Source organism: Roseomonas sp. F4 (assembly GCF_053891155.1).
Map to the genome: position 1 here is coordinate 1 of NZ_JBSSHK010000010.1, position 20,186 is coordinate 20,186.

Annotated in this window: 21 protein-coding genes and 1 pseudogene; 7 read left to right on the plus strand and 15 right to left on the minus strand. The window is 64.0% G+C overall.

What is annotated here, in order from left to right; genetic code table 11:
• The first annotated feature begins 102 nt into the window (after positions 1 to 102).
• Positions 103 to 963, plus strand: a complete 861-nt coding sequence (locus tag ACVFYP_RS27370) for a hypothetical protein (protein WP_499203344.1) — start codon at positions 103 to 105, stop codon at positions 961 to 963.
• Here ACVFYP_RS27370 and ACVFYP_RS27375 read toward each other — a convergent pair.
• From ACVFYP_RS27375 to ACVFYP_RS27385, 3 genes are all read right to left on the minus strand, one after another.
• Positions 914 to 1,273 carry a recombinase family protein gene (locus ACVFYP_RS27375; protein ID WP_499203345.1) on the minus strand — a complete coding sequence of 120 codons (360 nt, stop codon included), beginning with the start codon at positions 1,271 to 1,273 and terminating at the stop codon, positions 914 to 916. The genes ACVFYP_RS27370 and ACVFYP_RS27375 overlap by 50 nt on opposite strands.
• Positions 1,174 to 1,509, minus strand: a complete 336-nt coding sequence (locus ACVFYP_RS27380; RefSeq protein ID WP_499203346.1) for a hypothetical protein — start codon at positions 1,507 to 1,509, stop codon at positions 1,174 to 1,176. Before ACVFYP_RS27380 ends, ACVFYP_RS27375 begins: the two co-directional genes overlap by 100 nt.
• Before the next feature lie 168 nt (positions 1,510 to 1,677).
• On the minus strand, positions 1,678 to 1,839 hold the full coding sequence (locus tag ACVFYP_RS27385) for a hypothetical protein (protein WP_499203347.1): 162 nt from the start codon (positions 1,837 to 1,839) through the stop codon (positions 1,678 to 1,680).
• A 560-nt stretch (positions 1,840 to 2,399) separates the two neighbouring features.
• On the opposite strand from ACVFYP_RS27385, the gene ACVFYP_RS27390 reads away from it, so the two are divergent.
• Together ACVFYP_RS27390 and ACVFYP_RS27395 are read left to right on the plus strand one after the other, a co-directional pair.
• Entirely contained in the window at positions 2,400 to 3,437 is a 1,038-nt protein-coding gene (locus ACVFYP_RS27390; protein ID WP_499203348.1) for a replication protein RepA, read from the plus strand.
• A 241-nt stretch (positions 3,438 to 3,678) separates the two neighbouring features.
• Positions 3,679 to 4,080: a hypothetical protein gene (locus ACVFYP_RS27395; RefSeq protein ID WP_499203349.1), complete on the plus strand. Its 402-nt coding sequence runs from the start codon at positions 3,679 to 3,681 to the stop codon at positions 4,078 to 4,080.
• Positions 4,081 to 4,692: 612 nt separating this feature from the next.
• Here the strand turns inward: ACVFYP_RS27395 and ACVFYP_RS27400 are convergent.
• A complete protein-coding gene (locus ACVFYP_RS27400; RefSeq protein ID WP_499203350.1) occupies positions 4,693 to 4,857 on the minus strand; it encodes a hypothetical protein in 165 nt (54 codons plus the stop codon).
• A 246-nt stretch (positions 4,858 to 5,103) separates the two neighbouring features.
• On the opposite strand from ACVFYP_RS27400, the gene ACVFYP_RS27405 reads away from it, so the two are divergent.
• Positions 5,104 to 6,249 carry a hypothetical protein gene (locus tag ACVFYP_RS27405; RefSeq protein WP_499203351.1) on the plus strand — a complete coding sequence of 382 codons (1,146 nt, stop codon included), beginning with the start codon at positions 5,104 to 5,106 and terminating at the stop codon, positions 6,247 to 6,249.
• Positions 6,250 to 6,562: 313 nt separating this feature from the next.
• On the opposite strand, the pseudogene ACVFYP_RS27410 reads toward ACVFYP_RS27405, so the two are convergent.
• Both ACVFYP_RS27410 and ACVFYP_RS27415 read right to left on the minus strand, forming a co-directional pair.
• Positions 6,563 to 6,802: pseudogene (locus ACVFYP_RS27410) on the minus strand (IS3 family transposase); the annotation flags it as partial.
• Between the two features lie 162 nt (positions 6,803 to 6,964).
• Positions 6,965 to 7,222 carry a hypothetical protein gene (locus ACVFYP_RS27415; RefSeq protein WP_499203352.1) on the minus strand — a complete coding sequence of 86 codons (258 nt, stop codon included), beginning with the start codon at positions 7,220 to 7,222 and terminating at the stop codon, positions 6,965 to 6,967.
• 94 nt (positions 7,223 to 7,316) lie between these two features.
• On the opposite strand from ACVFYP_RS27415, the gene ACVFYP_RS27420 reads away from it, so the two are divergent.
• Entirely contained in the window at positions 7,317 to 7,727 is a 411-nt protein-coding gene (locus ACVFYP_RS27420; protein WP_499203353.1) for a very short patch repair endonuclease, read from the plus strand.
• Between the two features lie 3 nt (positions 7,728 to 7,730).
• Here the strand turns inward: ACVFYP_RS27420 and ACVFYP_RS27425 are convergent, their stop codons facing one another.
• The 5 genes from ACVFYP_RS27425 to ACVFYP_RS27445 all read right to left on the minus strand — a co-directional run bounded on the left by ACVFYP_RS27425 (position 7,731) and on the right by ACVFYP_RS27445 (position 13,948).
• Positions 7,731 to 9,320, minus strand: a complete 1,590-nt coding sequence (locus ACVFYP_RS27425) for a DUF2357 domain-containing protein (RefSeq protein WP_499203354.1) — start codon at positions 9,318 to 9,320, stop codon at positions 7,731 to 7,733.
• 41 nt (positions 9,321 to 9,361) lie between these two features.
• Positions 9,362 to 11,158: an McrB family protein gene (locus ACVFYP_RS27430; protein WP_499203355.1), complete on the minus strand. Its 1,797-nt coding sequence runs from the start codon at positions 11,156 to 11,158 to the stop codon at positions 9,362 to 9,364.
• 264 nt (positions 11,159 to 11,422) lie between these two features.
• On the minus strand, positions 11,423 to 12,484 hold the full coding sequence (locus ACVFYP_RS27435; protein WP_499203356.1) for a DNA cytosine methyltransferase: 1,062 nt from the start codon (positions 12,482 to 12,484) through the stop codon (positions 11,423 to 11,425).
• The gene (locus ACVFYP_RS27440) at positions 12,468 to 13,733 is read right to left on the minus strand and encodes a DNA cytosine methyltransferase (protein ID WP_499203357.1); all 1,266 of its coding nucleotides are present in this window, start codon (positions 13,731 to 13,733) and stop codon (positions 12,468 to 12,470) included. Before ACVFYP_RS27440 ends, ACVFYP_RS27435 begins: the two co-directional genes overlap by 17 nt.
• Entirely contained in the window at positions 13,733 to 13,948 is a 216-nt protein-coding gene (locus ACVFYP_RS27445; protein WP_499203358.1) for a hypothetical protein, read from the minus strand. The genes ACVFYP_RS27440 and ACVFYP_RS27445 overlap by 1 nt, the downstream gene beginning before the upstream one ends.
• A gap of 1,512 nt (positions 13,949 to 15,460) precedes the next feature.
• Here ACVFYP_RS27445 and ACVFYP_RS27450 point away from each other — a divergent pair.
• Positions 15,461 to 16,087, plus strand: a complete 627-nt coding sequence (locus tag ACVFYP_RS27450) for a nucleotide-binding protein (protein ID WP_499203359.1) — start codon at positions 15,461 to 15,463, stop codon at positions 16,085 to 16,087.
• Positions 16,088 to 16,091: 4 nt separating this feature from the next.
• The gene (locus ACVFYP_RS27455) at positions 16,092 to 16,373 is read left to right on the plus strand and encodes a hypothetical protein (RefSeq protein WP_499203360.1); all 282 of its coding nucleotides are present in this window, start codon (positions 16,092 to 16,094) and stop codon (positions 16,371 to 16,373) included.
• 280 nt (positions 16,374 to 16,653) lie between these two features.
• Here ACVFYP_RS27455 and ACVFYP_RS27460 read toward each other — a convergent pair whose 3' ends face one another.
• The 4 genes from ACVFYP_RS27460 to ACVFYP_RS27475 form a co-directional block, all read right to left on the minus strand.
• Positions 16,654 to 16,977, minus strand: a complete 324-nt coding sequence (locus tag ACVFYP_RS27460; protein WP_499203361.1) for a HigA family addiction module antitoxin — start codon at positions 16,975 to 16,977, stop codon at positions 16,654 to 16,656.
• Positions 16,978 to 16,994: 17 nt separating this feature from the next.
• Positions 16,995 to 17,285, minus strand: a complete 291-nt coding sequence (locus ACVFYP_RS27465) for a type II toxin-antitoxin system RelE/ParE family toxin (RefSeq protein ID WP_499203362.1) — start codon at positions 17,283 to 17,285, stop codon at positions 16,995 to 16,997.
• Between the two features lie 160 nt (positions 17,286 to 17,445).
• A complete protein-coding gene (locus ACVFYP_RS27470) occupies positions 17,446 to 18,192 on the minus strand; it encodes a hypothetical protein (protein ID WP_499203363.1) in 747 nt (248 codons plus the stop codon).
• Positions 18,193 to 18,246: 54 nt separating this feature from the next.
• Positions 18,247 to 19,959, minus strand: coding sequence for a replication initiation protein (locus tag ACVFYP_RS27475; protein ID WP_499203364.1), 1,713 nt, complete (start codon positions 19,957 to 19,959; stop codon positions 18,247 to 18,249).
• Positions 19,960 to 20,186: the final 227 nt, after the last annotated feature.

The window sequence follows — 20,186 nt, forward strand, 5'->3', positions numbered from 1 at the left end:
CCCGATGCCCTGCTGCGCGTTCTGCATAGGTGCCGGGTTGCGGTTGCGGTATGAAGGCGACTGTGTGGCTAGTGGGCGGCCTTGTACTGTGTGGCGAGCATGTTGAATTACGCGACCAACTGGCGTTTCGAAGCACCGGGGGAAGGAATTCCGCCGACTGTCATTGCCAAGTTCTACGAGTACATCTCGCGGATGGCGGGCCAGGGGAACCGCTGGGACATCGTGGAGCATTTCAAGGCGTCGTTTGCTGGTGCGGCTGGCTTCTCTTACGGCCGCAGCTCCAGCATGAGCTGGGCTGAGTCCGACCTTGACAGCGCGATGCGCAGCGCGGCCGAGAACGCCCCGGTTTTCATCGAGGCGTTCTACGACGCCTGCCAGAGCTTAAAGGCAAAGAACCCCAACTTCGGGGTACCGGACGTTGGGAAGATGAACCGTGTCCTGGCCGAGGCTGGCACCGGCTACGAGATCCGGCCGCCCGACCTCTTGTTTTCTGGAGACTCGGCTCCCGTGGCCGTGCCCGAGAGGCAGCCATCCCTCGACGAGCAAGCCCAAGAGATCATCCAGCAGGCACTTCGGGAGTCGGAACGCCTGCTGCTGGAGGGGCGCCATCGTCAGGCGGTCTCGGAGATCCTGTGGCTGCTGGAGACCGTCGCCACGGCCTTCCGTGGAATGGAGACGGGCTCCGGGACCGTGCAGGAGAAATACTTCAGCAAGATCGCCCAGGAACTCCGGCGCCACTCAAAGGGCCAGATGCTCGATCAGGTGCTCGCCTGGGTGACCACGCTCTACGGGTTCCTATCCTCCCCGACGGGAGGCGGGGTGCGCCACGGCGCGGACATCCGGAACCCGGTCGAGCTGCCCAAAAGCGATGCCCGGCTCTACTGCAACCTGATCAGGAGCTACGTCACCTACCTCATGGCGGAGCACGAGCGCATGAGCCGCGTAAGCAACCCGTTCCTGTGACTTGGAAGCCCCTGTCTGAAAGGCGGGGGCCTGTCCGGGGGGCGGCCCTATTTTCAGCCCGCCTTGCCGCATCGGCGCGCGCGATCCGTTCGGCACGGGCGCCGCTGCCGACCTCCTCAAGCACCTGGTCGACTCCTGCTGCCCGAAGGGCGTCGAGCTGCAGAGTCGGATTCTGATCGTGGGTCGAGGTGCGCACGTAGCCATGCGTGGTCACTGGGCGATCTCGAGGACTGCGTGGTCCGGCAGCTGTGCGACGATGGCCGCGACGGCGAGGCGGCAGTCGAGGCCGAGCCCGTCGAGACCCCGCCACGTGCGACCGTCGGACAGCTCGTCGGCCAGCGCCGCATAATCGACGGCCGCCAGGAGCGCGTGCAGCACGGCTCGCTCACCTGTCGATGCTGTCCGATCGAGCCGACGAGCTCGAGAGACGAAGATCGTCCCGTTGGCCGCGACGATGCGCTGAAGTTCTTGCCAAGACCCTGGCTGCTTCATGCCGAGAGCGGCGATGATGCGACCGCCAATCCCTTCGGCGAAATCCTCGAACATGATTCCTGTGCTCATTGCGCCCCCAGTTGCCGGACAGATTTCCCGGACAGTCAAAGGGTTGATCGGGCAGGGGTCGGATCGCAAGCATCATGACTGGCCGGAAACTAGAGTTTCCCGGTCACCGTGCAGTCGGAGGGCGGCGGGACTGGCGATCCCCGAACAGATCAGTCAGCCCGGGAGCTGATCGCCGATCTCCTCGCGTCGAGCTTCACGCACGTCCGGATCACGTTCTGCCGCTTCGTGCTCGCGCTGCCGGGTGCAAGCCAGGCGCTCTGCCGCGGCCTCTTCCCGGGCGTGCTTCTCAGTGATGTCGCGGCCATCGAGGCGCACGATGCTCGCTGCTCTGGCAACCTCGTCAGCGCGCTCAGAGGCCTCACGGAGGCCGTGCTGATGCCGATGGCGCCGAGAGTACAGCGTTCGAGAAGCTGGCCGCGGCACTCTCGCGCCGGTCGGACATTGATGCACCTTCCGGCAGCCGCTGAGAGCTGTTCTAGCAGCAGTCACCGGCGGCTGGCCCTGCGCCGACGGGCTTGGAGCGGGTGCATCAAATCACGACTGCTCGCCAGTCGGAGGATGTGACCTTTGCCAGCCAGCTCGATGCCAGTCGAGTCGCGGAGCCCGCACTACGGAGTGTGATCCTTACCAGCCAAGCTGACGACTTTGGTTGAGCTTCCAGACCTGTCTTTAGGTCCAAAGGCCCTCTCTTCTGTGTGAACTATGCAAGCCGCCGATTCGCAGGGATCTTCAGTGGAATCAAACTCCTGCAGAGTTATCCACGTGAACCATGCCAGCCCTCTTTCAATACAATCGGAATCTCCCCTTTCTCATTGCCCTGAGCTTGCAAGGTTCATATCGACACACGGCGAGTGCACGAGGCACATTCCCGGCCCATGGCACTGCCTCTCATGATGGACGAGCAAAACGGCTTCGAGCAGGGCGACTTGTTCAAGCCGACAGCAACCGTCCATGACGTCGTGGAAGCCAAGGGCGCTAAGGGAGCGGTGACCGCAGCGCAGATCGTTGCGCTGGAACCAAAGGCTCCCTCCCTGTCTCGAGCCTTGGCCGGACGCATGGGCAGACAGATCGCAGACACGGCCGCCGCCACCATCGTCCGTGAATTCGAGGGCGCTGCCGAGCGCGGCTACAGCTACTCGGCTTGGTGCCTCGCAGGTCTTCCACACCGAGAGCTTGCGGCTGGAAAGAACTGGCTCATTGAGACGGATTTCGCCCGCCTTCTGGTGCGACCCGGCGTGCGCCTGCGCGACGACAACAGCGAGGAAGCACTACGCGTCCCAATGGGAAGCTTCGCAAGGCTTCTGCTCGTGGACTGGCAGACCGAAGCATTGGAGCGCGGCAGCCGGGAAATCATCATGGGGAAGTCCGCCAGCGCCTTGATGACGCGCCTCAACATCAACCGTGGTGGCCCCAGCAACGGCAAGGTGGTCAACCAGTTGGAAAGGCTGGCTACTTGCGCGGTCGATTTTTCCTTCGGCAACGACCGTCGCGGAGTGATCGTGAACCAAAGGTTGGTGGAAGCCTTCGAGTACGTTGCTAACCCCGACCCGCGGACGCGGCAGAGCATGCGGCTGATTGAACGCGTGCGGCTTAGCCAGGCCTTCTTCGACGAGTTGCGGCGCCATCCGGTTCCCGTGGACCGCGGCGCCATCCGCCAACTGACGAAGTCGCCGATGGCAATCGACATCTACCTGTGGCTGGCCTTCCGCCTGCACAGCCTTGAGCGCGAGACGCCGGTTTCCTGGGACAAGCTCTGGCGCCAGTTCGGGACGCGAGTTGGCCTGCTGAAGAATTTCCGGCCGCAGTTCGAGGGACCACTGCACTTGGCCCTCTCGACCTACAAGGCAGCCAGGGTCCGGGTAGTGGATCGTGGACTGATCCTTGTGCCTTCTCCGGCCCCAGTCCCCCGCTGACGAAGCCAAAAAGCTAAGCTGACAAGGATCACATCCAGATCCCTCGATAGGATCAGCTCCCGTCCATCAGTGACCCACGCGATGGACTAAGCTGACAAGGATCACACAAGGATTCCTTGCAGGAACCGGCTTCCAGGCGGCTGGAAAAGATCACACTCAATCCTTTGCGCCAAGCAGCCACGGGGCTCGCTACCATCTGTCCAGAAAGGGTCCGCTATAGGACAGAGAGCGGACCTTCCTGATGCTGACCCTGCGCAACCGTATCGCCAGGCCGCACCCGCTGGCCAGCGCCGAGTTCGTCACTCAGCGGCTGCACATGCTCAAGGTCGCGAGCCGCGTCATCAAGACCGCCAGCCACGTGTGCATCGCCTTTGCCGCCGCCTCCCGCACGCAGTGCTGTTCCGTGGCCTCGCCCGCAGCTTCCAGCCAACCGGACCATGAGCAACGGGGCCAATGCCCCCAACGCCGCACGCCCCAAGCCCGGCATCACCGCTGCAAGCGGAAGCATGCGCAGGCCCTGTGCTCAATCAGACCGCCAAACCCGCTGCTGCTGCCGTCCGGTGAATGGGGCGGGAGCGTCAGTAGCTCCGCGTTGCCGCTTGGACGTGCATCCAATCAAAATCGCGCTGGCGTCCAAGGCTGAACCAACCCTGCCCCTCCCAGATTTCCCACCATTCGCGGCACTCAGGGCGCGCAAGTGTCGCGCGCAGGCGGTTCCAGTTGAGGGGGTTCCGCTCGGGATCGAAGTCGTACGCAACGCCCCACGCATGCAGCGACCAGCGATCCGCTCCCACCATCTTTCGGAGGACCCGGTCACCACCGAAGCGGTCAAATCCAAGCGCCCTGATCTCGCCAGACCCGTAACGTTCCCAAACACGTTCCAGGACCTCTGCCAGGCTGGTAGCGACACGGCGATGAGCAATCAGATCCCGCCGGATGGCGCCGTGCTGCCAAACGACTTGAAGCGGCCACGGGCATCGCACACGTACGAGCTGGGAGTCGTCGCGGGGATCACCATAGAACGCCCACAGATCCTTCTGGTCGCGGGTTTCGTGCGGCCACGGACGCCGTACCCCGGCACCTCCAGCCGGGGGCGGGGTGTCAGGGTCTTGATTGTCATTGGCCGCCACCAACGGCTTTGGTGCAGCGAAAGTCGGAAGCAGCGCCCCAGCAGCACCTCCGAGGAGCAGTCGCCGTGTAGGGCTCTTACGCTCCTCACTGATCATGGCGGCGGCTGGCCGAAAAGTTGCGCGCGTCATTTTCCGTTCTCCCCATTCGTCGAGCTTTCGACAAAGTCGACCGCAATCGAAACCAGCGGCGCATCTCGCCCCGAGGCACTCACGGTCATCTGCACGCCGCGGACGCCGCAGGCACCGAGCACCAGCGCGAGCACGATGTGCAGCACGAAGAACTTCGTCATGGGTTGGTCTCCTCAGCGGTCAGCGCTCATCGCGCCTTGACTCGGACGCTGAGGCATCTTTGTGCCGGTCTCCATTCGGAATAACGGCCGCGCCAGCCTGGGTCGCCGCATCCGGTAATTCCGGGCGCGTCCTGCCATCCCCGGCTATTCCGAGGCGTTTCTCCCCGTCTCGATTTTGCCGAAAATGACCCATCGTTTCGGCAAGAAGCCTTGCTATGAGGCTTACAGCGAAACTGGAGAGCGAGCGTGAAAGCGATCGTCGATCCCCTCTCGCCAGTGGGTATGGCCGAGGGCTACGTCCATCTTCTGCGCTACCATGGCAGGAAGAAGGAGATCCGCAGCGACCGGGTGTTCACCGACACTGTCGTGCGCGGCTCCCTTGGACTTGAGGTTCCGCGGGACACTGTCCTCTCTCTTCTCCGTGGCGAGCCCGTCGCGGTTACTCGTGAAATGCTGAGCCAACTGCTGGAGGCTGCCTACAACGTGGCCACTCCGCCTTGGAGCCTCCACAGCGAGAAGCGATGGCTGACCGTGTACGAGGCGATGGGCGAATTTGGCAAACTCGTCGGAGATCGCGCCAACGAAGTCGTACATGACGCGCTGCGCGCCTGGGTGCCTGCCGCTCTGAAGGGCAGCAGTGCTGGAGACCTGAATCGCCTATTTTACGGAATGATCGCCAGCTACGTCCTGATTGCAGCCACCGAGCCCAGGCGCATGGCACTGCGCAACACTCTCGATCCTGAGCTGCTGAAGGAAGCGCTGGATCCCGCTACGCGCGAGCGCGTCAGCCGAGTGCTCGTTCAAATCCAGAGCATCCTGGCTAGCCTCCCTAACCAACCCTCTGGAAAGGAAAAGTTGGGTCTTGATCTTACTAGGTTTCGGCTCGCGACGTTCCAAATCGGAGTACTTCACGTAGACGGCGTCGTCTCGAAGGCGGTCGAAACCGCAGTCCGGGCAGCGGTGAAACGGGGGTATGTCGATCAGGCGCTGTTCGTTTCCGAGATCTATCGCAACCGGCGTGTTTACCCGCTCACGAACGCTTGGCTCTCTCTGCTCTACACCGGGGCCTGGCAGCAGAGCGTCGAATTTGCCAAGAACCTCTTCACGGAAGATCGCTTTCTCAGCCATATCGGAAGCGAAGTCCAAGGGCGAATGGCACTGATCCGTGATCGGGATCATTGGATCGGCTTCGCCGCCATCGTCGCGTATGACGACATCGCGATCCCGGCCCTTAGCAAAGCTCGAAAGGTCCTCGATGCCGAGAAGGCCTCAGATCAGACGTTCGCTTCGGCGATGCGCCGCCTCGAGCCCATGTTCCGATCAAACCGTGGGGCGGACGGCGTGTCGTTCCGCGATTGCCAAGCAGTTCTCTACCAAGAATCGAAGGAGTAATCACATGTTCATCGCCCGCTTGCTGCTGCTGCTGCTGCCTTTGAGCTCGAGCCTTGTCGCTGGGATCGGCTCTTCGGCAGGTCCTGTAGATCCTGCTGCCGACAGCCCCGTCGTAGTTGCAGTGGGCGGTTGGACCGTAGGACGGAAGTAGCTGTCGTCGGAAAGCTCGTGCAGCCCATTCTTGTCGCTGTAAAGTCAAGTTTAGGATTGTTTGCGCCGTCACAGTGCCGACGCAGGGTGGCGACATCGGCGCCGAGGAGTGCCGCGACACCTGCGCGCGTCTCGGTGCCCAAGGCGGTCAGCTGCGCGCGCAGGGCGACTTGGTTCGGAACGACAGCCCCTTCTCGGCATAGAGCCGGTGGACGTCCTTGTGGTTCACCGGCCAGCCTTCGCGCCGCAGAAGCACGTGCAGACGTCGGTAGCCTTGGCGGACCCGGGCCGCAGCCAAGTCGCGCAGGCGCATCCGCAACTCGACCTGCGGGTCACGCCGCGACCGGTAGCGTTGTGCGGAACGGTGGAAACCCATCGCCGAGCAGGCCCGCCCCGCCCCTATCGTCAGCAGATCCAGGGCCACAGGCTATGTCTACATTATGCTGGACACAGGATCGGAAGGGCTGCTGACGATTGGCCACACGACGAAGCACCCCGAGGTCAGGCTGCATCCCGGCATCTGGTCCGCGCCTTGGGACAGCTCAGGCGGTGATAGGTCGAGGAGTTACGGCGTCAGCCATTCTCTCCGTTTGGCCTCGAAGCAGTCACGGGACTGCTCCCAGGTTGCCGCTGGCGAGGCAAGAGACCGAACCATCATGAGATTAACCGGCTTTTCGCGGTCCCAATAATCACCATCATGGATGGCCAGCCAGCCTCCTAGGTTCATCTCTCGCAGGCGAGCCTCCGCAGCCTCGATCTCCTCCAGAGCAGGATCCGAATGGCGACCAAGCCAGACATGACGGCCATCCTCGGCCAGGAGCATCCAACGCTTTTCCCGCCCCCCCATCGTCGCTGCTCGCCTCCAAAGCCGTCCCATATTAGCCCCAACGACGTGTCAGCAGGAGTACCGTTCGGGTATGGACCGCCTGACCCAAGAAGAACGATCCCGCCTGATGTCGCGCGTGCGCGGCAAAGATACGGGTCCCGAGATGGCTGTCCGGCGGGTAGTGCATAGGCTCGGATTCAGGTTCCGGTTGCATCGTCGAGGCCTTCCAGGCACCCCGGATCTTGTTTTTCCCCGGCTCAGGAAAGTGCTCCTGGTGCATGGCTGTTTCTGGCACTCCCATGCAGGTTGCCGGGCGGGCAGGATGCCCTCAACCAACCTGGCGTTCTGGGAACAGAAGCTCCGTCGCAACGTGGAGAGGGACGCCATTAACGAGGAGGCACTGCGGCAGCTCGGGTGGAACGTTTTGATCGTCTGGGAATGTCAAACGAAGCTTGCAACTGATCTTGAGCAGCGCCTCGGCAGCTTCCTGAGATCCGACTGAGCGTCAGCTGGCCTCTTGCAGCTCAGTCCTGCCGTTAGCCAACGCTTCTATTGTGGCCTCGAGAAGTCTGCCGAATACTGCGGGATCGTGTCCGGGTCGTGCTACCGCAACGCATGGGGCCGCTCGCGGCAGGCGTCCGACGATAGGGGGCGGGAAGGTGGCGCGGGGAGCAAGGGCAACGGCGGCACGCACAAGCGGGGATCCGTCGCTGCCGAGAACTGCATCTCGGTAGACATGCAGGTCCCGTATGCCCTCGAGCAAGGAGGCGCCTGTCCTGTACTTGGGGTCGAGCACCACCACACCTGCGACTTGTCCTAAGGGGGCGAGGCGCTCGAGAACAATATCAGGGATCGCGTCGACGACCAAAGTCCGTGCGCCGCCTGCATCGGGCATGGGGCTGAAACGGCGCTGGTAGGTTAGCCGCAAAGACGGCTCCAGATGCACCGCCGGGGCCATTCCCTGAAGCAGGCGAACTCCGAGCTCGCTTGGGGAGGCACAGCCCCGCAGGATCGATGCCACCCCGGCCCTAGCGGCCGGGTAACGCTCTGCGGCGGCGCGCAGGATGAGCACGTAACACCAAATCTCGTAGAGGACGTGCGTGCGCTCCAACGGCACTGCCGGGGCCGCCGAGACCTTTCCGCCTAGGCCCGACCGCATTCGCGCCATGGCATTGAAGGCGGCTGCGTAGTCCGGCCTCATCCGGAACGCGCTCGTCGGCCTGAGATGCCAGTCGGGCCGCAGTTGCGCGAACAGGGACCGCCGCGCCAAGCCGCCCAGCCGAGCGCGCCAGAGCGCAAGCCGGGCAGCTTGGACCGCAGCGGCCGGATCGGGGGAGTAAGCGGACCTAACTGAAAGTCGTCGGGCCATGTCGCCGAGCGCCGCATCCAGCCACCGCACGAAACCCAGGATCGCCCGGTGCTCGTAGATGTTGATGCTCTCGTAGCCCGTGCGCTCCACGATCCGCGGGATCCAGGCGCCTCTTAAAGCAGCGACCAACGCCGGAGAGGCTCGTGTCTCCGCATCTGAAGCCGGTCGGGCATGGCGGCTACGCAAGGCGCCCTCGAGCGCACGATCGTCAAGGTGCTTCGCGTGCTCGATGGCCGTCTCGGACACGGCGGAGCGCAGAACGCGCAGGGGGCGGTCCGCGATCCGGCCGACGGCCCGCTCGAACGCGTCGATGTTTGTACGCACCAGATCAAGCGTCACCACGTCGGAACGCTGACCCGAAGGTCCGACCGCCGCCGCTACGGTTGCACCGCCCAGCCTGTAGAGGGCCAGCGTGGCTTCGGATATTTCTGCGATCATTGCGGCGTACTCGTCCCGGGTGAGCTTGGCCACAGCCGGATCCACGACGATCTCGACGGATGCGACAACGCGCCTGGCCCGGACGACATCGACACGAATGGCACCGGCGGCGAACTCGGCTTCGTAAGGAAAGATGGCCCGCCCGGCGCGAATCAGACAGTCCCTGGGGACGTCGTTGACGAGCACCGCCACATCGGAGGGTGGGGGAAGGCCGTCCAAGAGCAGCAGGAACTCGTAGCGGCCGTTCTCCATAAAGAAGCCGGACGGCACCGCCATTGCGGGCAGCATCGAATACGTCTCGGCGGTTCCGGCACGACGGACGGAAAGGGTCAGCTCCAGAATTGGAAGCTCCCCAACCTTTCGAGATCGGCCCTCATGCGCGTCACGACGGACGATGCCGACCCAGGGCCGTTGCCTAAGGGAGCGAGCGCGGCCTGCAAGGCTTCAAGCGCCACGGACCAGCTTTCGCCCTCGCCGCGCAGCTTGACGAGGATCTTCTGCCGCAACTGCAGGTCCAGGGCCGCATTCACGTCGAGTGCTCCGCCCGAGCTAGCCTTGGCCTCGGCCACGAACCGGACGACGGCCCTGGCTGTCCTGAAGCCGAACTGCGCGCCGACCTGGGCAAGGATGCCCCAGATCCCCGTGACGATGTCGCGTATCCGCGCTTTCTCTTCATCGTCCAGGCCCGCCTGACCGCTCAGCCAACCGTCGAGCGGACCTGCCAGATTGATGTCGCTGGTGTCGATCACCTGCGCACGGTCGAGCACCTTGTCGCTCACTGGAAGGGTAGTCTCGTCGACGTTGATGGTGCCGAACAGACAGAGGTTCGGCTGCCAAGCCAGGCCCGGCGGCACGGACATGTCCCCGCGGCGATCGAGCGGCACCTCTATGCCCGACTCCATCGCGCTCAGAAACTCGGCGAGATAGTACTCGACACGGGCTAAGTTCATCTCGTCGAGGCAGACGAACACGGGGGCGCCCGGGGTGTCTCTTGCCGCCAGCAGCGCGTCCAGGAACGGCCTCCGGACGTATCGGCTCTCGACCGTGGCGTAGTGCCCGAGCAGGGGCATTCCGTCCGCCCAATCCGGCCGGACTTCTATCATCGTCAGCCACGGGGCCGGGACCGCCGCCATGCCGTAGACCGCCTTGGCGATCGCCGCGACCAAGCGGGATTTTCCCGTGCCGCTGACCCCCCTGAGGATGACAAAGTTCTTGCCGTCTCCAGCGCGTAGGGCCGCTACAACCGAAGCCAGGAGCGCATCTGAGAAGCGAAGGTGTGGCTCGTGCGCGGCGAGAGCGGCTTTGACGGCAGCAAGCGTAAGATTGGCAAGAGGTATGGCCACGGGAGGCGGGGAGAGTGGCGGGATGTTGGGCGCTGCAGGTGGCGCGGTGTCGCCTTCGCAGAACCACTCAATCCACTCCTGAGTGGTAGGGAAATCCTTGGCTTCCGGAGGCGTGGACAAGGCTTCGGTGACGGCGGCCCGCACCTGAGAGGGAACCGTCCAATACCCGCCGCCGCCGCCGCCCGGCGACTCCAGGAGCAACTCACCAAACCCTGCCCGCTTTAGGAACGGGGTCATCTTCTGGTCACGCAGCTGGCCTTCAGGCGTCTTCCCGGCGGGAGCACTCGGCTTCGCTGGATGCGCCCGTCCCCGGAGCAGGCCCGGACCGTTGGATCCTCCACCCAGGAAGGCCGAGTAACCCGGATCCAGGCGCGCCGTCCGGATGCGGTTGATGACCGCTTCGAGCTCCTCGTCACGCTTGATGCGCATCAGTTCGCGATCCACCTCGTCCCAATGGATCTTCCAATCGAGCTCCGCGGCGGCTTTCAGGATGGCCCAGTAGGGATGAACCGAGCAGCCGCGCGGCATGCCGCGCTCGACCGGATTGTCGAACTGGTAGCGCCAAAGAACTGGGATGACCTCGCGGGCCACCAGGATCCTCATTCCGCCAGGTTCGGCGGCATCCCGAAGGAAACGTCCGAGCCGCCCTAGCCGGAGCGCGCCGTCGCCCGGGTGGAAGACGGCCAGCCGCTCGAGCATCTTCACCCATCTGCGTGGCCGCTTGACCTCCAGTCCAGTCACGGCCTTTACAGCGACCTCGTCGCGTCCCTGGAGCCCGTCCATCCGGAGGAGGGCTCCAACTCTCGGTGCAGGCACGTAGCTTGGGAATTCCCCGATCTGGAGCGCGTCGCGATCGGGCGCGGGCCAGCACGGATCGCCCTCTGGGGTTCTTGCCGGGCCTCCTGAATCCGCAATCGCGTCGTCTGCATCGTCGGCAGATGTATCCTCGCCGGGCGCAGTTAATTGGTCGTCAGGTTCGATCGAGTCCGACAAGGCTTGCCCAGTTCAAGAAAACTGCGCGAGGGTCGCCGCCGTCCGACCGTAATGTCAACGATGTGCGGCCCTCAGGATCGCCTCACCCATACGTCGGGCCAAGAGTGGCGGTACCGCGTTCCCCACCTGGCGGGCGCCGTCCTCGCGATTCCCCTCAAAGTGGAAGGTATCCGGGAAGGTCTGGATCCTGGCGCCCTCGCGTACGGTGAGGCTGCGGTGCTCCCGGGGATGCGCGAAGCGCCCCCTTGTAAAACTGTCGAAGCGCGCTGTCAGCGTCACTGACGGCTCGTCCCACGCCAAGCGGCCATAGACATCCATGTGGCGGTGGCTGGGGTTGTTCTTGTGGCAATCAAGCTGAAGATGATCTGGGAGGTTTTCCCGGCCGCCACCCTCGGGCACATGGCGGATACGCTCTGCGTTCACGGCCGAAAGGCGCCCTTCCCGGTAATGGCCTTGATAAAACGGGTGTGGGCTTCCGTCGGCCGGTGGGCTGGGTAAATCGCCTATCGCGTCCCGAACGGTTTTCTTCTTCCCTTCGAGAGCATCAGGAAAGGAAAAACGTGTGTCGAGGCCGGGCGCGTGCTCGCCGACCAAGAAGGCGCGCTTTCGAACCTGGGGAACTCCGTGGTCTGCTGCGTTGAGCAGATCAACGTGGATGACGTAATTTAGCTTGGATGTCCGTAGGGAAAACTCGCGCAGCAAATCCTTGCCGTGCTTTGTAAGCAGCCCGCCGACGTTTTCCATTAAGAAAAAGCGGGGGCGGATCTCCTCGACCATTCTAAGGAACTGCAGGACAAGGACGTTGCGCGGATCATCTCGGTCCCCCCTACGCTGTAGGGAGAATCCTTGGCAAGGCGGCCCACCGGCTAGCAAGGTCACTTCGCCCCGCCCGAGGCCCGCCCTCGCCAGGAGATCGGCCGCCGACACCTCTTCTATCGGAGCCGCCGACGCATGATTGCCCAGGTTCCGGTGATACGACGCGATCGCGACGGGATCGTTGTCCACCGCCGCGGCGACCGTGAAGCCCGCCTGGGAGAGCCCTAGAGAAAGGCCGCCAGCGCCAGAGAACAGGTCAATCGCGACACCCCCGACCGGGACGTCAGGCTGCGACGACATTCTCCAGCTCCTGTTCCCGCCGCCTGCGGCGCTTGATGCCGTTAATGGTCACGGCAAAGCCGGGGCCCACGGAGGCCGATACCTTGATCGGCGGCACGCCTCGCTCCCATTCCGTGCAGTCCAAACCCGCAAGGCGTCCTGCGATAAATTTTGCGAGCTGCATCGCGACCAAAGGCGAAACCGCGTTTCCTACTTGCTTGAAACCATCGTCGAAAGGACCGACGAACATATAATCCGGTGGAAAGCCCTGCAGCAGGGCCGCTTCCCGCGTAGTCAGACCACGATCCTGCTCTGGGTGCGCGTAACGGCCACAGGACGGGGTGCGGCAGCGGGCGGTAACGGTGACGGAGGGTTTGCCCCAGGCGAGGCGCCCATAAACATCGGTGTAGCCTCCGTGTTTGCTGCGCGTGCGGTCGAGGCAGGCCGGACCGACACCTTGGGGGCGGTTTCCCCCATCCTTGGGAACGCGGCGCAGCGTATCCAAGGTGCTCTGCCGGTGATTGGACGCGACATGCATCGGATCGGAGGGATCTGCCTCTCCTGATGCCAATGGCCGCAAATGCCCAATCGCGTGGCGAACCGTACGATAGCCGTCAGGTCCAAGGGGGGCTGCCGGAAGCTCGAAGTCCTCCCTGAACGCCATGACGACGGCTCTAAATCTCTCCTGCGGCAGACCGAAGCCTGCAAAATTGTAGATACCGCTCCGGATTTTATAGCCTTCCCCGGTCAGCAGGTCGTGACCCGCCTGGAAGTGCGACCAGTGATCGGCCGAAAAAATGTCCGGGACGTTCTCCATGAGGATTGCGTCCGGCTTAACCACCACAGCAATCCGACAGAACGCCTCGAATAGGTTCCGTCGGGGATCCTCGCAGTTAATAGACTTGCGATGGGCAGCGAAGCCCTGGCACGGGGAGCAGCCTACGAGCAGGACGCGGTCGAACCGACCTAAGTCCCATGACTTGATCTTCGACGCCAATGCCTTCCGCGAGCGAGAGAGGGCGAGGATGTCGGAAGTATCGCAGGGAGAGCCGACCATCAGTTCGTAGGTGCGAGCACAATAGGGATCGTTGTCGATTCCCTCGACGATAACGTACTGGACACGGTCGTTGGATGCGGCCTTGAGCCCGATGCTAACGCCTCCAGCCCCGCAGAAGAAATCCACCACGCCAATCGTAAGCGGACGTGAGGTCTCATCCTGCCTCGGAGAGCGAGGTGGGAGGGCCTTCAAACCAGTTTTCTTCTCGCGCATTACAGCTTCCGCCGTCCTTCTCCCCGGGTCGGACGAATGTCCGCCACGGCAACCGCCTTTCTCCCGCGGCCGAAGAGTTCCGGCTGGGAAGCATACCCTTCGCTATTAAGGTGCTCCTTGATAAGCCGCGCTATCAGCGTGCTCTTCTTGTGGCCACGCTCGCGGCAGAACGCATCAAACCGTTCGCCTTCAACCTCCGTGAGCAGAACGGCCACGCGTGTCATTTCCAGCTCCGCTCTATTTGAGCCACGGCACCCCCTTTGAGTCGTGCTGCGCCGAGTGAGTGTGCATTTTTGCCCATATTTGAGCAGAACTGACAAGGGTGCTGTCTGTGCTAGGTCCGCCTGCCGCACGCGGTAGTGGCATGTGGACGGCAAGATGCCCTGCGTCACACCGTCCGTTGGCGTGCCGCCGGTAGGCCCGGCGCCCGGCCAGGTTCAAGACGGGCATCCTCCGCCGGGCTTACGAGACCTGCTGGCTGCCAGAGCGCGGCGCGGAGACCTGGCGTTGGTCAATTACGACGAGCGGCGCGGGCACGGGCTTTAGGATGCCGAGCGTCAAGCCCTGGCGCTGCCGGTAGATGCGCCGGTCAGTCGCATGTGAGCGGTGGGCTGCGGCACGTGATGCGCACCGGCTTCCGCTTGTGCCGCCGCGAGATTTCCCAGCGACGGCCTAGGGACTCTACGAGATGGTCTACAGCAGTCGCTTGGCTTGGATGACGGGCGCCGTGCCGGACCGCGAAGCGGCGTTTAAGGCCACGAGTCGGCTCATGAGATATATTACACGGCTCACGCAACGTATTACCCGGGTCCACGTAATGTGATTCAAAATCATGGAGTAACGGGGGGAGCAGATGCTGCGACCCTCGGACGTCGAATTCAGAGGACGTTTTGTTGACCGCCGACGTGCCGCTCTACGAGGGGCTGCCGCCGTGCAGTAGAAGGGCGCCGATGGGTGCCACGCCGATATACCGCCCCCAGACTGGGATCCGTCAGCCAGCTACCCGCCCGAGGCCGTCAAGGCCGAGTTCGTGCGCAGGCTCCAGGCCGCGATGATCGGAAAGGAATGGATGCAATCGGAGTTCGCCAGGCGGTCGGGTATCGGTCGGGATTCGGTGTCGGTCTATATCCGTGGCTGCAGCATGCCCGGGCTGTCCGTCCGGACGACGTCGCGGATCTGGTCGACGGCGCCAGCTGGTCAGCCTGACGCGCCGCTGGAGATGCGAATGCTGGAAGACGGCTCGTGATGGCTGCAGGTCAACCAAAATGTGGACTTCATAGTGGCGGCGAAGATTATCGAACTCCTGGCACCCAAGCCGAATCAACCTCTTAGCCAGTTACGGATGCCGCACGCATACTTTAGGTAGCTAGTATGTAGCAGCTAGTTGCCGGATATCTAGCGAGTTTGATGCGGCACAGTGTCGAGTACCCGGGGCCGATTGCCGCAGGACCGGCAGCGCAACCGGTCCGCGATCTGCCAGAGCCTGGTGTCCGACGGCGCGTCTAAAGCATCGAGTGGCAGCAGGCCCGCCCGGCCGCAGCCGCACCGGATTCACGGCGCGTGCCTGCGGCAACGCCAAAAGGGACGTCGCAGGGCTCGGCGCTCTATCCAGTCGGTGGGTTCCCGTGTCGGGAGCATAACCAGAACTTCCCTGCGAGCCAGCGGGAGCGCCTGGACCTTGGGGGTAGATAGTTGCTACCTATCAGACACCAAGCGGAGATATAGGTGTGGCGGTGATTGCATTCGTCAGCCAGAAGGGCGGCGTCGGGAAATCGACCCTCGCCCGTGCCCTTGCCGTCGAGGTCGCTCGCGGTGGTCTCAGCGTCCACATCGCGGACCTCGATCTGAACCAAGGCAGTCAGATAGACTGGCATCGGGACCGTCTTGCGGCCGGACTATCCCCTTCGCCCACCGCCCAACTCTACGCGCACCTGGCTGACGCGCTGCGCCGACAGGACGGTGCCGATATGCTGGTCCTGGACGGCCCGGCGCGGGCCGACAAGGACACGGTGGCAATGGCCAAGGCGGCGGACCTCGCCGTGCTGCCTGCTGGAGCCAGCCTGGACGACCTGCGGCCGGTCGTCCGCGTCGCCCACTCGCTCGTCAAGGCGGGCATCCCCGCAGGTCGCATCATCTGCGCGCTGACCCGGATCTCGACCGAAGCCGAGGCAGAGGCGGCGCGGTCCTACATCGGTGAGGCGGGCTATCGAGTCGCAGCCGGATACCTGCCAGAGCGCGCCAGCTACCGAGCCGCCCAGAATGGCGGCCGCGCCGTTACTGAAGCGGCCGCGCCCACGCTCCGGGCGGCGGCCGACGTCGTTGTCCAGTCCTTGATCGACGCCATTCCGGAGTAGCACCATGGCCGACGTCTCGAAGCTCAAGCGGCGCCTGCCGTCCCCGCCACCGTCCGACGAGGGCGCCGCTGGCATCGAACGGCCGCCGGATCCGCCGGTGTTGGTCGCCGCGCCGCCGGTGCTAGACGGCCGGTCTCTGAGGGCGACCGGGCGCGATCACCAACTGAACGTCCGGGTCACGGCCGAAACCAAGTCGGCGATTCTGCGCCTCGCCAAGGAGCGTCAGCAGGTCATTGCTGAGGTCATTGAGGATGCCGTGGCCGCGTTAGTCGAGCAGGGCAGATAGATATCGGCATGATAGTCACTAGGAAGCAGCTATATCGGTGTCCGGGATGATCTAACTGGTTTTGGGCCACTAGCCTCTGCCCGGCGGCTACCAGCTATGATTCCAGGAGCCGGTCCGAGAACCGACCGGGGAGGTCGCGCCGGTGCGGGTGGTCGTGTCACCGGGTGACATCGTCCAGGTCAGGGCCGCTCCCGTTCCCGCGGCTCCCGCCCCCGATGCTAGGATCGAGGAGGCCAAGGCTGTCGACGCGGGGCGGGCGCCGCGGCGGGTCGTAGCCCGTTCAGGCCACGCAGAGTTCGCGCGCGAGCTCGTCGGCTCGCCGCAGCCGTTCAGCAGATTTCTCGTCCCTCCCGGCGTCGATGGTCGCGAGGTCGAGCTCGTATCGGGTCTGAAGGTTGGCGAAGAAGTCCTCGGACATCCCGAAAGCATGCCCCAGGAGCTTCGACATCGGCCCACTGATGCCCCGCTGGCCATTGACTATCGCGGTGATCGCATTGGGCGGTACGCCCAGGCGTGTCGCCAGTTGGTGCGGGTTCAGCCCGTGCGGGCCCAGGAACTCTTCCTTCAGGATCTCGCCGGGGTGGATGAGCATGTCCTGTTTCATCACCTGCCTCCTCTTATTCACTCGTCGTGGTAGTCGGTGATCTCGATGCCATAGGCCTTGTTGTCGGTGCCCCAGGTAAAGCAGACCCGATACTGGTCGTTGATCCGGATCGCGTGCTGCCCCTTCCGCTTCTTTTTCAGCTCTTCCAGCTTGTTGCCGGGAGGGTTTTTCAGGTCCCCTAGGTTTCTCGCCGCCTCCACCATCAGAAGTTTTCGGCGGGCTACCCTGGCGAAGCTTTGCCAGCTCCGGTGTCCTTTTCCTCCGTTGAAGAGGTCTTCCGTCTCAGTGTCGTGCCAGCTGCCGATCATCTAGCCTACCTTACGCATTACGTCCAGCATAAAATTTGATGCAGTGTCCCCCTAGCGGGGCTTCCTGCGCGTTTCCCAGCGGCCAACCGGCTCCTCCCCCTCTTGGGCCAGCAGCAGGTCGATGGCGTCCAGCATCAGGGTCTGGAAGCTGACATTGCGGTCAATCGGCGTCGTTCCGAGACCTGTTGGCATAGCCAGAGGTGAGAACGGTTTGCAGGGCAAGGCGGAGGGCGTCGTTCACGGTGCAGCCGTTGCGCTGGCATAGGCGCCGTAGCAGTTCATAAGTCTCCTCACCAATGTCGATCGAACGGGTTTTTCGTCGTGTGCGGTAGGCGCGCTGGCGTTCGACTCCGGAACGGGGGGGGCGGGGCGAATCCTCAGTCTTGATGCTCAGTGCAATTCCGACTGGAGATGGTTCAGTCACCGGGTGACGTTCAACCTGTGCTGCTTTGCCGGTCATGATGGCGAAGCCATCTCTCCAGCCCAACCACCAGATGGCATCCTGTTCGCGCAGGCGGCCGCGGTAGCGGAGAGTTGGGGTGGGTATCAGCCCGCGGCGCCCACATTCGACGCCGTCTTCGAAGGCGTCGCGCTGCACGGAACTCCAGGTGGCCCAGGGGCAGTCCAAGAGGGCCAAGGCGACCTCAAGGCGCTCCCTAGCCTCCTCGTATCCGCGTGCGGCGGCCTTCGCGATGGTAAAGCCCGCCTGCCAGCCAGCTTTAAACGGCGCCTTCGGGTGCCCCTCCGCTCGGGCGCTCTCGCCGAGACCATTCCATCCGCGCGCGAAGCCCGCGCGCCATGCGATCTGGTCGGCACCGGTCAATCCGGCTGGGATCAGCCCAGGCGAATCAGCCGCTTTATCGCCTTCTGCGATCGCTCGAAGCTCGACATCCGTCCACGCTGCCATGGTTGCCGCTACTATCACCGGGTGACGAGCCGAGCCAGCCTCGCCTCATCAGCATTACCCATGAACGTCGCATTCGGGAGGGCTTCCAAAGCTCTCGCCGACCTTGGTCAACGTCTCTGGAATCGAGATTGTCGAGCACTCGGGCGCAAAAGGAGTTCCTCCGGGAACCGGCAGGAGCGGACTACTTCTGCGATCTACGGTGTCTGCCTCTGCCGAACCTTTCACGCGCGCGGAGGCCGGGGTGAACGCAGTAAGTTCCCGGAGTGGCATTGAGGCCGGAGGCAATGGCAGGGGAGCGGGGGGGATAAGTCCGTTGGCAGCGACCGACCCTGCGGCACCCTTTTTATCATCAAGGGAGCAAACTTCCGGTGCCGCAGCGGCGAGAATCTCCGACCAAAGAGGGCGAAGGGCTCGATCGCTCCGGCCGACAGCGGCAGCGACGGCTGCCTGGGTTGGCCGGGCGCCTGTTGCCGCGATGCGGAGGAAGGCGACGACGGCGGCCGCCATAGTATTGGCCCGGCGGCTCATGGCTGCCCGCTCCTGCCCGCCCTGCCTGGCCGCCCTGACCTGCTCAGGGGTCAGCACCTGCTTGGACACCTCCGACTTCGGCCGGTAGTGGGTCCAGGTCCAGGCGCCCACGCCCTCGGCCCTGGCAATCGCCACCTTCTCGGCCCTTCGACCGTACGGCACCAGCCGGAGGGCCTCAGTCGCCAGCTCCTGCACCAGCTCAATCTCGGAGCCGTGCTCGCGGTGCCACTCCACGCGTTTCTGGGCCAACCGGACGAGGGCGCGGAACAGCGCGTTGGAACCCGCTGCAACGACTGGGTCCGGGTGGTCCTGTAGGAGGGGCGCGGGGCATGCACCTGCGCGCTCGGTCACCGCCGTCTTGAGCTTCGCCGACGCTTTGCCGAGGGGCAGGGCGGCTTTCAGGGCGGCGAGGCTGTAGGGCTCAGCCGCCATGATTCGACGGTCCCAGAGGGGCGATAGGGGGTTCTTGTGGCGCGCTGAGTTTGCCAGGCCACCCGGGTCGGCGCCGACGTCGAGCAGCTCGGCCGTAAGGCTGCGCAGGACCGATGCGAAAAGGGCTTTGTGGGGCATCATGCCTTTGGCCGTGTGCGGCACCGCCGCATCGATCAGCCAGATCAGGTGCGGGTTGACCACCCGGCCGTCGGCTAGTTCAAATCCCACGACGATGTTCGGCAGCGGGACGCCGCGAGTCTGCAGGGCCCGCTCAATGACTTCCCAGGATGAGAACGCGCGGTCGAGCTCGACCCTCAAAACCCTCCGCATGACTTTGTTGGTCTCGACGTATTCGCAATCGAGCGCGAGCACCTTGCTGTCCGTGCCCGAGGCCTCGGCTTTGATCGCGCCGGTGAGCAGTGCGTAGGCGCGCCGCGTCGATGCCGCGAAGAGGCGCAAGATAGGCGCCTCGTCCGAGACCAGGCCGCGGTAAGTAAGCGGCTGCCGCCGGTATAATGAGTTCCCGGCGACTGGACCGCCACGCCACGTGTAGCCCACGGTCCAGCGCAGCTCGACCAGGGCGTTGCGGGACAGGCGCCGGTCGCGTGCGAGGTCGGCCAGAGCGCGCTGACTGGGCGTCGGCCCCTGCCCAGCAGCGGCCTTGCGGGCCCGGCGGATCCGGTCCTGAGCGCGACGGTCGGCGCGGCGCTGGCGATTCAATCTGCTGTGGTGCTGATAGGTGCCATCGTAGATGTCGGCCCAGTCGCCTAGGCCGCCGAATGTGTCTGCATTACGGTCCTGCGCCATAGCCGCCCTTCCGGGCGGCCAGGGCAACGGACACGTAGTGATTGACTGATGCTCTTCGCATGGCCAGAATCCCCCTACGACAGCGTCGTGCTCTCCCCCACCTGGCCGCGAACCGATTGGGAATGCTCGACGTAGAAGGCCCGCCACCCCGGCGGGCCTTTTGTCGTTTCAGGGTCTGCGATCCTCTGGCTCCACGCAAGCATTTGAAAACCAAACAAATGTTGACA